Here is an 11,835-nt window from a genome sequence, read left to right as displayed (position 1 = left end):
ACCCAGTGGAAAAGCCCCTAAAAAACTGCCGAACCCCCGATGGAGTGGGGCTATGGGACAGATTGACGATTTTTTCACCAACTATTTTTATCGTTATTTTTCAATAAGTTACGTTTCAAACATGAAAAATCAAGCGTTTAGAGCCTAACGCTCTCAACCCTTGACAAGCTGCTTTCCATTTGTGCACAAATTTTCGCCGAAGCCTCTTGCCGCCCCATTGCAGGGCAATGCCGTTCGAAATCCCCAGCCACTCTTTCCCTCGGGGCATGCAGGCCAGCCCTGCCCACCCAGCAGGTTGCTGGCCTCCAGACGGCGACCCCGGATCGCTGGCAACCGTGCGACCCTCCACTCACGCCGGATGCGGCAACTTTCCGTCCACCAGGAACAGCTCCCAGGAGAAGATTTTCGGCGACCCCGGCACATGCGCCGGCTTGAAGGCCACGTAACCGGCCGTGGTTTCGCACAGCCAGGGCGTCAGGTTGCGAGGGCGCTTTTCGGTGAAGGCCGCGGGCGTGAACAGGGCGACATTGCAGCCGCGCTCCGGGCAACGCGCCGAACGGTATTCGAATGCCTGCACCCCGGCGCTGCGCATGGCACTCCCCAGTTCCTGGGAAGCGCGGTAGTCGGCGATGTCGGTCAGCGCAGCCTCGTGATCGGAGAAAGGCGGCGCCTGCAGACGGATTCCCCGCTCCACCTTCCAGCCCGCCTCGAACGAAGCGTGCTCGGACAGAATCCTCCCGCTCGGTGGCGGCACCGCCATGCCACTCCACAGGACACAACGGTAATACGCGCTTTCGGCCATGGCCGTTTCCAGCTTCAACGCGGCGTAGAACAGGCTTGGCTCGTGACGACGGCCAAACCGCGACCCCCAACGCAAGGGCGGATAACGGAACGGGGTCTTCAACAGGTAATGCAATGGCTCGGCATCCGCCGGCACCGGCGGCTTGCTCGACTCGAGCAGTTCCTCGAGCAACGCCTGTTCTTCCAGGGTGTCGACCAATTGCAGGGTCGCCACCTGCTCCTGGCTCTCCACCAACCGCACCAGCCGCCCCTGGAGCGGTCGGACATGCCGCTCACCCTTGCACTGTCGCCAGATCTCGCTCACCTTCCGCCCCTCGCTTCCTGTGGTGTCGGATGCCAGCGTAGCGGCACCGCAGTCTCCATTCAGCCAGGCGTGTCGCCTCTGGCTGCCAGCCTTTTCCGTGACAGGCGTAGGCCCCCGTACAGGCGCGCCGGGCATCAGACCTTGCCGCGGATCGCATCGAGGTATTCCAGCACATGAACCAGGCCCTGCACCTGTCCCATCAGTGCCAGCGGCTCGCCCGCCAGGTGATGGTTGGGAGTGCGCAGGAAGTGGCGCATGTCCTCCTGCTGCCCGCCGAACAGGGCATACAGTGCGCGATAGACCCGCACCAGCAGCAGAGCCAGCTCGCCGGTCTTGCTGTCCACCCGCAGGCCCTGGGTCTTCCAGCGGCTGATGGCGCTGCGATCGACGCCGACGATGCCGGCCAGTTCGAGCTGCGTCAGCCCCAATTGCTCGCGCGCGGCCAGGACGGCCTTGGCCAGGACAGCATCGGCGCTGGGACGTTCCTTGATGAGAGCGCTCATGACGACCTCCTCATGTGTGTTTACAACAAACTATCATTATTTTGCTGAAAACACACCTTGATTCGGTCGAACCTAGAGAACCACGCGCAAGCATTGACCGGCGTGATAGAGAGAAAAACCCATCTCGTAGGCGCAACTGCGCAGCCTGGCCGCGGGGACGGGCTTCATGTCACTGAACGGCAACGGCAATGTCGCTCGCTCGCCGCTCAGCAGGTAGTCGGCGAACGCCTTGCCCACTACCGTACCGGTGGTCACGCCGCGTCCGTTGTAGCCGGTCACCGCCAGCAAGCCTTGCGCAGGCTCGAACAGGCGCATCAGATGATCGGGGGTGAAGGCGATGCAACCCGTCCAGCTGTACTCCCAGTTGACCTGGCCCAGGTCGGGAAAGTAATGGCTCTGGATTCGATCGGCCCATTGCCGCAGGAACCAGGCGGGCTTGTTCGCGCCATTGCCGAGGCTTCCCAGCAACAGGCGGCCCTGGGCATCGCGACGGATGCTGCTGAGCACCGTCCTGGTGTCCCAGGAACCCTGGCCGTGAGGCAGGATGCGCTCGGCCGCGGCGCCGTGCAGCGGCGCCGAAGCCACCTGGTAGTAGTAGCCGGGAAAGAAGTGCCGCCTCAGGTTGGTCCACTCGCCCTCGGTATAGGCGTTGGAGGCGATCACCACCTGTTCCGCCAGTACCGCCCCCGCGGCGCTGCGCACCGCCCACAGCGCGCCCTGCCGCTCCAGGGCGAGCACCGGCGAGCGCTGGTACAGTTGCCCGCCCCGCTGTACGACGGCGGTGGCCAGTCCGCGCGAATAGGCCATGGGATTGAGAGTGCCGGCGCGTCGGTCGAGCAACGCCGCGCTGATTCGCCGGGTGCCGCAGGCCTCGTGGCAAGCCGCGCCGGTCAGCAACTCCAGCGGAGCACCGCGGCGCGTCCACTGCGCGTGACGGCGTTGCAGATCGGCCACGCCGCTGGCGTTGTGCGACATGTGCAGGGTGCCCTCGCGGCGCAACTGGCAATCGATGCCGAGGCGTTCGATGGTCTCCATCACCAGCGCCGGCGCCCGCCCCAGCACGGCGTTGAGCTTTTCTCCCTGCTCGGCGCCGAGGGTGGCGACCACCTCGTCCGGGGGAATCCAGGTGCCGGCGTTGATCAATCCGACATTACGTCCCGACCCGCCGTGGCCGACCTCGTACGCTTCCAGCACGCACACCGAACGGCCCGCCTCCAGCAGGTGGAGCGCCGCCGAAAGCCCGGTGAAACCGGCGCCGATCACACATACGTCGGCGCGCTGCTCGCCGTTCAGGCTCGCCGCTCCGGACAGGCGAGGCGTAACCACTTCCCACAAACACCGTTGCTGCAAACCGCCCATGCGCGACTCCGCTGCCAGCCTCATTGCCATGCGGCGGGAGCCCGCCGCGCCCCGTTCAATCGAAGGTGATGCCCTGTGCCAGCGGCAGCTCGCGGGAATAGTTGACGGTGTTGGTCTGCCGTCGCATGTAGGCCTTCCAGGCGTCCGAGCCGGACTCGCGACCGCCGCCGGTCTCTTTCTCGCCGCCGAACGCCCCGCCGATTTCCGCCCCGCTGGTGCCGATGTTGACGTTGGCGATCCCACAGTCACTGCCCGCCGCGCCCTGGAACAGTTCCGCCTCGCGCAGGTCGGTGGTGAAGATGCACGACGACAGTCCCTGGGGAACCTCGTTGTTCAGGCGCAGGGCCTCGTCGAAATCGCGGTAGCCGACTACGTACAGGATCGGTGCGAAGGTCTCCGTGCGCACCACTTCGGTCTGTCCCGGCATCTCGACGATGGCCGGCGACACGTAGTAGGCATCCGGATAACGCTCCTGCAATTGCCGCTCGCCGCCGAACACCCGTCCCCCCTGCTCGCGGGCTCGCGCCAGGGCGTCCTGCATGGCCAGGTAGCTGCGTTCGTCGATCAGCGGCCCGACCAGGTTGCCCTCCAGCGGATGACCGATACGGACCCTGGAATAGGCTGCCTTGAGGCGCTCGACTATCTCGTCCTTCACCGACTCATGGGCAATCAACCGGCGCAAGGTGGTGCAGCGCTGCCCGGCGGTGCCCACCGCGCCGAACAGGATGCCGCGCACCGCCAGGTCGAGGTCGGCGCTTGGCGCCAGGATCATCGCGTTGTTGCCGCCCAGTTCGAGGATGCAGCGAGCGAAACGCGCCGCCACCCGCGGCGCCACTTCGCGCCCCATGCGAGTGCTGCCGGTGGCGCTGACCAGGGCGACGCGACGGTCGTCCACCAGCGCTTCGCCGGCCTCGCGGTCGCCGATCAGCAATTGGCTCAGGTGCGCCGGCGCATCGCCGCCGAAGGCCCGCGCGGCACGCTCGAACAGTGCCTGGCAGGCCAGTGCGGTGAGGGGGGTCTTCTCCGAAGGCTTCCAGACCACGGAATTACCGCAGACCAGCGCCAGCGCGGTATTCCACGACCACACCGCGACTGGGAAGTTGAACGCGCTGATCACGCCTACCACGCCCAGCGGGTGCCAGGTCTCGCGCATGTGGTGGCCGGGACGCTCGGATGCGATGGTAAGACCGTACAACTGGCGCGAGAGGCCCACCGCGAAGTCGCAGATATCGATCATTTCCTGGACTTCGCCGAGGCCTTCCTGGGTGATCTTGCCCGCCTCCCAGGACACCAGTTCGCCGAGTTCGGCCTTGTGCCGACGCAATTCCTCGCCGAACAGCCGCACCAGTTCACCACGGCGCGGCGCCGGCACCTGGCGCCAGGCGCGGAACGCCTGTTCGGCGCGCTCGACCTTGGCGGCAACGGCGGCGCGCCCCTCCAGTCGCACCGCAGCCAGGCGACTGCCGTCGATGGGGGTATGCACGGCAAGCTCGCCATCGCGAAAAGCATTGGGGTCGAGGCCGAGACTGCGCAGCAATCCGTCGATCATGTGAGGTTCTCCTGGCTGTTCGTTTCCGCTCGTTTTAGTCGGTTTGCCCGGGAGCGACAAACGACCTTTATTCGCCACGTCATTCCGAGTTTTCATACTGGCTCCGAGCTGTCGCGATCCGCCGTCTTTCCCGTACCATGCACGCCTTCGCCGGCCAGCCCCGCCTACCCGACATGGACAAGAAACAGCTGTTGCGCCTGATCACGGAAAAGCTCGCCGCGGACCTGGAAGTCGCCGTCCGCGCCGCGCAGACCGCCCATGAGACGGCAACCCACGAAGAGAACGTCGCCGAGAACAAGTACGACACCCTCGGCCTGGAAGCGGCCTACCTGGCCGCCGGGCAGTCGCGCCGGGTCGAGGAGATCCGCCAGGCGCTGGGCCTGTACCGCAACCTGGTGCTGCGCGATTTCGACGAGGAACAGGGCATCCAGCTCACCGCGCTGGTCACCCTGCTGAACGCCGACGGCAGCCGGCGAACAGTGTTCCTCGGCCCCGAGGCGGCCGGGCTGAAGATCGATTGCGAAGGTCGCGAGGTGTTGGTCATCACACCTCGCTCGCCACTGGGCCAGAGCCTGATCGGCAGGCACCCGGGCGACGAGACCGGGGCGAAGGACTCCCCCCTTGCGGTGGAAATCCTCGCCGTCGACTGAGGCTACTGCTGCGGCGCACCGCAGGCGCCGCAGAACTTCGCGCCCGCCGCGAGATCGGCGTTGCAGGCGATACAGCGCAGCGGCGCCAGGGCGCCGCCGCAGCCCTGGCAGAATCGTGCCGTCGCCGCATTCGCGGTGCGGCAGGCGGGACAGGCCATTCCCGCCGCGACTGGCGCCGGCGGATAGCCGCCCTGACCGCGGTGATGACCGCCGCCGTGATGACCACCGCCCTGCCCATGATGACGCCCACCCATCAACAACCGTTCGAAGAACCCCATGGCGCAACCCTCTCGTCTGGATCTGACGGCTCCCAGTGAAAAGGCTGTAGCCACTACAGGGTCAATGGCGCGGAAACATCGGGAAACTCAAGTCCGCGTCACCACAGCGGCAACGCGTAGCTGACGATCAGCCGGGTCTCGTCGATGTCGTTGCCGAAATCGCTGCGGAAGGTGCCGTTGCGCAACTTGATCCCCAGGTTCTTCAACGGCCCCGATTGCACCAGGTAGGCGATATCGGTGTCCCGCTCCCATTCCTTGCCGCGCCCACCGCCGTCCAGAAGGTCGATGTGTTCGCCACGCAGGTAGCGGCTCATGAATGTCAGCCCGGGCAGGCCGATGGCGGCGAAGTCGTAGTCGTAGCGCAACTGCCAGGAGCGCTCGTCCTTGTTGGCGAAATCGCCGATCTGCACGAAGTTGACCAGATACGGATCGGTCCCGGCCAGGTAGGCGAAACCGCTGTCGCCGGACATGCGCTGGTAGCCGAGGCCGAAGGCGTGGCCGCCCAGGCGATAGGTGAACAGCGCATTCAGCGCGCGATTGTCGACGCGGCTGCCGCCCTCGTCGGTGGAACGCGCCCAGCGGATGTCGGACTTCAGCGACTGGTCATCGGCGAGCGGCAAGAGGTGCTGCACGCCGAGATGATGCTGGCGGTAGAAATCCTCCAGGTTGGCGTAGTGGTAGCTGCTGCTCAGGCGCTCGCTCCAGCGGTAGGTACCGCCGGCGAAGTCGAAGCGGTCGCTGCCGGGGTGCCGGCCCGCCAGTACGTTGCGCTTGTTGCCGCGGGTGATGCCGAGGTCTTCGGCGTTGGTCGAGTCGCGCTGCTTGACCTGGCGCAACTGGCCGAACTGCAGCGCCAGCCCGTCGATCTCGTTCACTTCCAGCAGTCCGCCCTGGAAGGTTTGCGGGTGCAGGCGCGTGTCGTTGAACTGCACCACCGGCAGCCTGGGCATCAGGGTGCCGATCTTCAGCGTACTGTGCGAGACCCGTAGCTTGGCGGTCAGGCCCAGGCTGGAATAGTCGTGGGCGGCGCGCCGGTCGCTCGTCGAATACGGCAACAGACCGCTACCGGATCGCTCTGGCGAGGAGTCCAGCCTGACACCCAGCAGGCCCAGCGCATCGACACCCAGGCCGAAGAGCCCCTCAGTGTAGCCGGACTCGTAGCGCAACAGGAAACCCTGCGCCCACTCCTCCGAATAGGACTGGCTGGCGCCGGGCTGGCGATAGTCGCGATTGAAATAGAAATTGCGCAGTTCGAGGCCGGCCTTGCCGTCGGCAAAAAACTCCGCCTGGGCGAACGACGGCAGCAACGCCAGCCCCGCGGCCAGCATCGGAACGGGAAGAATTTTCATTGTTGTTGTCTCTTCGTCGTCAGTGGATAGACACGGCGCCGCGGCCACTCCCTGCCGCGACCGCCGTGGCGGAGCGGATCAGACCCCGGCGAGCATGCCCTCCAGGCGTTGACGCACCAGTTGGCGCGCCTGCTCGACGATGTCCCTGAGCAACTCGGCGCAGGCCGGTTCGTCGTCGATCAGGCCCTGGACCATGCCGGCCGACCAGATCCCCAGGTCGGTATCGCCCTGCTGGTACACCTGGCGACCGCGCTGGCCGCTGACCAGCGCGGCGATATCGGCGTAGCCGGCGCCGCCGCGTGCCTCGATCGCCAGTACTTCCTGGCTGATCGCGTTGCGCGCCACCCGCGCGGTATTGCGCAGGGAACGCATGATCAGGTCGGTGGAACGCTCGTCGGCCGCACGGATCGCCGCCTTCACCGCAGGGTGTATCGGACATTCGCGAGTGGCCAGGAAGCGCGTGCCCATGTTGATCGCGTCGGCACCCAGCGCCAGCGCCGCGACCAGGCCACGTCCATCGGCGAAACCGCCGGAGGCGATGATCGGCACGCGTAGCCGGTTGGCCGCGGCCGGCAGCAACACCAGGCCGGGGATGTCGTCCTCGCCCGGGTGGCCGGCACACTCGAAGCCGTCGATGGAGACGGCGTCCACACCCAGTCGCTCGGCCTTGAGCGCATAGCGCACGGCGGTGCACTTGTGGATCACCTTGACGCCGTGTCGACGGAATTCGGCGATGTGCTCGCCGGGGTCGTTGCCGGCGGTTTCGACGACGGGGATTCCCGCCTCGATGATGGCTGCGCGATATTCGGCATAGGGCACCGGCTTCTGCGTCGGCAGCAAGGTCAGGTTGACCCCGAACGGCTGATCGGTCAGCTCGCGGCAGCGGGCAATCTCCGCAGCCAGTGCCTCCGGGCTCGGCTGGGTCAACGCCGACAGCGTCGCCAGGCCACCGGCGTTGGCCACCGCCGCGGCCATCTCGGCACGGCCGACCCACTGCATGCCGCCCTGCATGATCGGGTGTTCGACGCCGAAGGTCTCGGTGAAACGGGTCCTGAACACGCCCATGGATTGCCTCCTCGGTTCAGATCGGGTCCCAGGAGAACACGTCCGGGCTGCGCGCCAGGTCCATGAAGCTGCCGCGCAACGCCGGCATGCCGTGCTCGGCGATGCTCTCCGGGGTCCAGCCGCGCTCGCTATGTACACTGCGCAGCGGCCGGCTCTGGCTCATCAGGAAGAGTTCGTGGTGACGCGCGGCGAACACCTGGCCGGTGACCTCGCGGGCGGCGTCGGACGCCAGGTAGACGGCCAGCGGCGCGTTCTTCTCGGGGGTCATGCGCTGCAGCTTGTCGACGCGGGCCTTCTGCTCCGGGGTTTCGGCCGGAATCGAGTCGGTCATCCGGCTCCAGGCGAACGGCGCGATGCAATTCGAACGCACGTTGTAGCGCTGCATGTCGAGGGCGATGGATTTGCTCAAGGCGACGATGCCCAGCTTGGCCGCGGAATAATTGGCCTGGCCGAAGTTGCCGATCAGCCCGGAAGTGCTGGTCATGTGTACGAAGGCGCCGGCCTGCTGGGTACGGAAGCGTTCGGCGGCGGCCCGGCTGACGAAGAAGCTGCCGTTGAGATGGACATTGATCACCGACAGCCAGTCGTCGGCGCTCATCTTGTGGAAGATCGCATCGCGCAGGATGCCAGCGTTGTTCACCACGATATCCAGACGCCCGAAACCGTCCATGGCGCATTCGACGATACGCCGCGCGCTGTCCCAGTCGGCGACGCTGTCGGTGTTGATCAGACCTTCGCCGCCTCGCTGGCGGATCAGGCCAAGGGTCTCTTCGGCCGGCGAGGCCGACCCGCCCTCGCCCTGTAGCGATACGCCGATATCGTTGATCACCACCCGTGCCCCGGAATCGGCCAGGGCCAGGGCGATCTCGCGGCCGATGCCGCCGCCCGCGCCGGTAACGATCGCGACCTTGCCTTCATTGAGTCTGCTGCTCATGGGTAATCCTCTTCGTCCCGTGGATGTCGTTCGGTTGCGCTCAGCCCGGCAGGCCGAGGACGCTCTTGGCCAGGATGTTGCGCTGGATTTCGTTGCTGCCGCCGTAGATGGTGGTCGGCCGCGACTGGATGAAGATCCCCGCCGGATGCAGCTCGGGGTCTTCGGCGAAGGGCTGTAGCAGGGCCGAGTCCTCCCCGGCGACCTCCAGGCCCAACTCGCTGATGCGCTGGAACAGTTCGGACTGGAAGATCTTCAGCATGGATACCTCCGGGCCGAGGCTCTCCCCACGCCGCAGGCGTTCGGCGAAACGCTCGTAGAGCGCCTTGTGGCTGTCCAGGTCCATGCTCAACGCGGCGAAGCGGCGCGCGAACAGAGGGTCGTGCCACAGTCCCAGGTGCCGGGCCAGGCGCTCCAGGCGCTGGAGGGCGAAGGTGGACTGCTTGGGCGAACCGAGGAAGATCCGCTCGAAACCGAGCAGCGCCTTGGCCATGCTCCAGCCCTGGTTGATTTCGCCGACCAGGCTGTCGTAGGGCACCCGCACGTCGTTGAAAAACACTTCGCAGAACTCGCCGTGCAGCTCCAGGTTGAGGATCGGCCGCACCTCGATGCCCGGGCTGTCCATCGGCACCAGCAGGAAGCTGATGCCGTGCTGCGCCTTGGCGCTGCGCTCGGTGCGGACCAGCAGGAAGATCCAGTTGGCCTCCGAGCCCATGGTCGTCCAGGTCTTCTGTCCGTTGATCACCCACTCGCCGTTTTCCAGGCGCGCCTCGGTGCGCAGGCTGGCCAGGTCGGAGCCGGCGTTGGGCTCGCTGTAGCCCTGGCACCAGATGTCTTCGCCGCTGAGAATGCGCGGCAGGAAGCGCGCCCGTTGCGCCTCGTCGCCATAGCGGATCAACAATGGGCCGAGCATGGTCACGCCGCTGTCGGGCAGGCGCGCGCAGCCGTACTCCTCCATTTCCTCCATCATGATCAGTTGCTTGCCGGCGCTCAGCCCCATGCCGCCGTACTCCCTGGGCCAGCCGGGACACAGCCAGCCCTGGCGCGACAACAGCAGGTACCACTCGCGGGTTTCCTCGCGCCCCAGGCGACGGGGCGGATTGCGGATGCGCTGCGGATAGTTGGCGGCGATCCACTCACGGACCATCAGGCGAAAGGCGTTGTCATCGAGACTGTCGTAGTCGGTCATCTCAGTTTCCTCTGAATACGGGGGGACGCTTGGCGAGAAAGGCCGCCTTGCCCTCGGCGTGGTCGGCGCTGAGAAACAACTGGCTCTGCAACTCGCCCTCCCGCTCCAGCAATAGGTCAAGGCCCTCGGCGAGCAACGCCTTGGTCATCGCCAGGGGCAACGGCGCCTGCTGCTCCACCCGCCCGGCCAGTTCCAGCGCCATCGCCAAGGCGCCGCCAGCGGCGCAGAGGCGGTCGGCCAGGCCGATGCGCAGTGCCTCCTCGGCCTCTACCACCTGGCCGAACATCAGGATCTGCCGTGCCCGCCCCCAACCGATGCGCGCCGGCAAGGTATGCAACTGGCCAAGGTCGGCGAGCAGCCCGACCTTGCCGAAGCCGGCGGCGAAGCGGGCGCCGGCGCCGCAAACGATGCTGTCGCAGGCCAGCGCCACGGACAGCCCGGCCCCCACCGCCCAGCCCTCGACCGCGGCGATCAGCGGCTTGCCCATGCGCACCATCTGCCGCACCAGCCGCGCGTTGTCCTGCATTCGCGCCCTGCCGGCGGCCAACTCGGTCACCCGCATGTCGCCCAGGTCGCCGCCGGCGCAGAACACCTCTTCGCCACCGGTCAGCAGCACGCTGCGGATCGATGGGTCGCATTCGGCCGCCTCCAGGGCCCGCAGCAATTCCATGCGCAGCGCCGGCGACAGTGCGTTGCGCCGGGCCGGGTTGTCGAAGCGCAGCAGGCGCACCGTGCCGCGCGTTTCCTGCAACAAACCGCTCATCAGACCACCTCCCGCTGTAGCAGCGCGGCGTAGCGCGCCTTGTGGAACGCCAGCGAGCCGTGGGCATTGAGCAGTACCATGGCGCGGCGCAGGAACAGGCCGATGTCCGCCTCGTCGGTGTAGCCGATGCCGCCGTGCAACTGGATGGCCTGGCGGGTCACCAGCAGAGCCGCTTCCGAGGCCCGTACCCGTGCGCTGGAAACCTGCCGCTGGCGCTCGCTTTCCGACGCCCCGGCATCGATCGCGGCGGCGGCCTGCTCGACCATGGCGCGCGACAGTTCGATCTGGATCCTCAGGTCGACCATGCGGTGCTGCAGCGCCTGGAAACTGCCGATCTCGCGGCCGAACTGGCGACGTACCTTGAGGTACTCCAGGGTTCGCTCGAAGGCGCCATCCATCAGTCCGACCAGATAGGCAGCGCAGGCCAGCGCTGCCTCGTCCAGAACCTGTTCCGTTACCTCGCCGGACAACCACCGTGCCGGCGCATCGCGGAAACGCAGGCGCGCCAGGTGAGCGCCATCCTGGGTCGCCTCGCAGAGCAGTTCCACGCCATCGGCATCGCGCTCGACCAGCGCCAGGCCCTGCTCGCAGGCCACCAGCCAGGCATCGGCGGCACCAGCCAGATGTACGTGAGCGACTTCGCCGTGCAACCGCCCTTCCTGCATACGAGGGCGTCGCCGCCCATCGCGGTAGGCGATGCCCACCGGCAGGACCAGCCGCTCGGCGGCCAGCAACGCAACGCGCTCGTCTTCCGGCAGCAGCGGCGCCACCAGCCCGGCCTCGATCAGCGGCTCGGGCAGCAGGCCGCGCCCCAGCGCCTCCAGCAACGCCGCGTATTCGCTCATGCCCAGGGCGCTGCCGCCCAACGCTTCATCCAGGCGCAGCGCCGGCCAGCCCATGGCGCAGACCTCGCGCCAGGCCTGGCGGTCCACCCCGCTACCGGTGAAACGACCGCGGCGCACGCGGCTCAGGTCGCCGTCGCGCGGCACCAGCGAAGCCGCGCTGTCGCGGATCATCCGCAGACGCTGCTCGCGCTCGCCGGCCCACTCGTCTTGCTCACTCATCTGTTCGCCCTCCTGTCGATACGCCGTCCG

At 66.9% G+C, this 11,835-nt stretch carries 12 protein-coding genes; 1 reads left to right on the top strand and 11 read right to left on the bottom strand.

All coding sequences use genetic code 11. The features are described from left to right. Window positions 1-349: 349 nt before the first annotated feature. The 4 genes from FOC67_RS05640 to FOC67_RS05625 all read right to left on the bottom strand — a co-directional run bounded on the left by FOC67_RS05640 (window position 350) and on the right by FOC67_RS05625 (window position 4,516). A complete protein-coding gene (locus FOC67_RS05640) occupies window positions 350-1,105 on the bottom strand; it encodes an RES family NAD+ phosphorylase (RefSeq protein WP_009315395.1) in 756 nt (251 codons plus the stop codon). A 134-nt stretch (window positions 1,106-1,239) separates the two neighbouring features. Next, window positions 1,240-1,608: an antitoxin Xre/MbcA/ParS toxin-binding domain-containing protein gene (locus FOC67_RS05635; protein ID WP_003086329.1), complete on the bottom strand. Its 369-nt coding sequence runs from the start codon at window positions 1,606-1,608 to the stop codon at window positions 1,240-1,242. A gap of 72 nt (window positions 1,609-1,680) precedes the next feature. Continuing rightward, a complete protein-coding gene (locus FOC67_RS05630) occupies window positions 1,681-2,967 on the bottom strand; it encodes an FAD-binding oxidoreductase (protein WP_003086327.1) in 1,287 nt (428 codons plus the stop codon). Window positions 2,968-3,022: 55 nt separating this feature from the next. After that, window positions 3,023-4,516: an aldehyde dehydrogenase family protein gene (locus tag FOC67_RS05625; protein ID WP_003086325.1), complete on the bottom strand. Its 1,494-nt coding sequence runs from the start codon at window positions 4,514-4,516 to the stop codon at window positions 3,023-3,025. Between the two features lie 173 nt (window positions 4,517-4,689). On the opposite strand from FOC67_RS05625, the gene FOC67_RS05620 reads away from it, so the two are divergent. Next, window positions 4,690-5,166: a hypothetical protein gene (locus tag FOC67_RS05620; RefSeq protein ID WP_003086322.1), complete on the top strand. Its 477-nt coding sequence runs from the start codon at window positions 4,690-4,692 to the stop codon at window positions 5,164-5,166. Between the two features lie 2 nt (window positions 5,167-5,168). Here FOC67_RS05620 and FOC67_RS05615 read toward each other — a convergent pair whose 3' ends face one another. The 7 genes from FOC67_RS05615 to FOC67_RS05585 form a co-directional block, all read right to left on the bottom strand. Beyond that, window positions 5,169-5,444 (bottom strand): zinc ribbon domain-containing protein, encoded by a 276-nt coding sequence (locus FOC67_RS05615; protein WP_023088486.1) that lies wholly within the window; start codon window positions 5,442-5,444, stop codon window positions 5,169-5,171. Window positions 5,445-5,542: 98 nt separating this feature from the next. Continuing rightward, window positions 5,543-6,793 (bottom strand): OprD family porin, encoded by a 1,251-nt coding sequence (locus FOC67_RS05610; RefSeq protein WP_009315389.1) that lies wholly within the window; start codon window positions 6,791-6,793, stop codon window positions 5,543-5,545. 78 nt (window positions 6,794-6,871) lie between these two features. Continuing rightward, window positions 6,872-7,858 carry an NADH:ubiquinone reductase gene (locus FOC67_RS05605; protein ID WP_009315388.1) on the bottom strand — a complete coding sequence of 329 codons (987 nt, stop codon included), beginning with the start codon at window positions 7,856-7,858 and terminating at the stop codon, window positions 6,872-6,874. A 16-nt stretch (window positions 7,859-7,874) separates the two neighbouring features. Beyond that, window positions 7,875-8,792, bottom strand: a complete 918-nt coding sequence (locus tag FOC67_RS05600; protein WP_003116998.1) for an SDR family NAD(P)-dependent oxidoreductase — start codon at window positions 8,790-8,792, stop codon at window positions 7,875-7,877. A 40-nt stretch (window positions 8,793-8,832) separates the two neighbouring features. Beyond that, on the bottom strand, window positions 8,833-9,978 hold the full coding sequence (locus FOC67_RS05595; RefSeq protein ID WP_003086301.1) for an acyl-CoA dehydrogenase family protein: 1,146 nt from the start codon (window positions 9,976-9,978) through the stop codon (window positions 8,833-8,835). Between the two features lies 1 nt (window position 9,979). Further along, entirely contained in the window at window positions 9,980-10,741 is a 762-nt protein-coding gene (locus tag FOC67_RS05590) for an enoyl-CoA hydratase/isomerase family protein (RefSeq protein WP_003086299.1), read from the bottom strand. Then, on the bottom strand, window positions 10,741-11,805 hold the full coding sequence (locus tag FOC67_RS05585) for an acyl-CoA dehydrogenase family protein (RefSeq protein ID WP_009315383.1): 1,065 nt from the start codon (window positions 11,803-11,805) through the stop codon (window positions 10,741-10,743). The genes FOC67_RS05590 and FOC67_RS05585 overlap by 1 nt, the downstream gene beginning before the upstream one ends. Window positions 11,806-11,835: the final 30 nt, after the last annotated feature.

Origin of the sequence: Pseudomonas sp. FDAARGOS_761, from assembly GCF_013343155.1 — a bacterium.
In the GTDB taxonomy this organism is placed as follows: domain Bacteria; phylum Pseudomonadota; class Gammaproteobacteria; order Pseudomonadales; family Pseudomonadaceae; genus Pseudomonas; species Pseudomonas aeruginosa.
Note: the sequence above shows the minus strand (reverse complement) of the source record. Positions and strands in the feature narration are given on the sequence as shown.

What these genes read in the sequence shown, in the direction of transcription:
- FOC67_RS05605 (WP_009315388.1), bottom strand. Translation starts at nt 7,858, where the DNA reads ATGGGCGTGTTCAGGACCCGTTTCACCGAGACCTTCGGCGTCGAACAC.
- FOC67_RS05615 (WP_023088486.1), bottom strand. Translation starts at nt 5,444, where the DNA reads ATGGGGTTCTTCGAACGGTTGTTGATGGGTGGGCGTCATCATGGGCAG.
- FOC67_RS05635 (WP_003086329.1), bottom strand. Translation starts at nt 1,608, where the DNA reads ATGAGCGCTCTCATCAAGGAACGTCCCAGCGCCGATGCTGTCCTGGCC.
- FOC67_RS05620 (WP_003086322.1), top strand. Translation starts at nt 4,690, where the DNA reads ATGGACAAGAAACAGCTGTTGCGCCTGATCACGGAAAAGCTCGCCGCG.
- FOC67_RS05595 (WP_003086301.1), bottom strand. Translation starts at nt 9,978, where the DNA reads ATGACCGACTACGACAGTCTCGATGACAACGCCTTTCGCCTGATGGTC.
- FOC67_RS05610 (WP_009315389.1), bottom strand. Translation starts at nt 6,793, where the DNA reads ATGAAAATTCTTCCCGTTCCGATGCTGGCCGCGGGGCTGGCGTTGCTG.
- FOC67_RS05585 (WP_009315383.1), bottom strand. Translation starts at nt 11,805, where the DNA reads ATGAGTGAGCAAGACGAGTGGGCCGGCGAGCGCGAGCAGCGTCTGCGG.
- FOC67_RS05630 (WP_003086327.1), bottom strand. Translation starts at nt 2,967, where the DNA reads ATGGGCGGTTTGCAGCAACGGTGTTTGTGGGAAGTGGTTACGCCTCGC.
- FOC67_RS05600 (WP_003116998.1), bottom strand. Translation starts at nt 8,792, where the DNA reads ATGAGCAGCAGACTCAATGAAGGCAAGGTCGCGATCGTTACCGGCGCG.
- FOC67_RS05590 (WP_003086299.1), bottom strand. Translation starts at nt 10,741, where the DNA reads ATGAGCGGTTTGTTGCAGGAAACGCGCGGCACGGTGCGCCTGCTGCGC.
- FOC67_RS05625 (WP_003086325.1), bottom strand. Translation starts at nt 4,516, where the DNA reads ATGATCGACGGATTGCTGCGCAGTCTCGGCCTCGACCCCAATGCTTTT.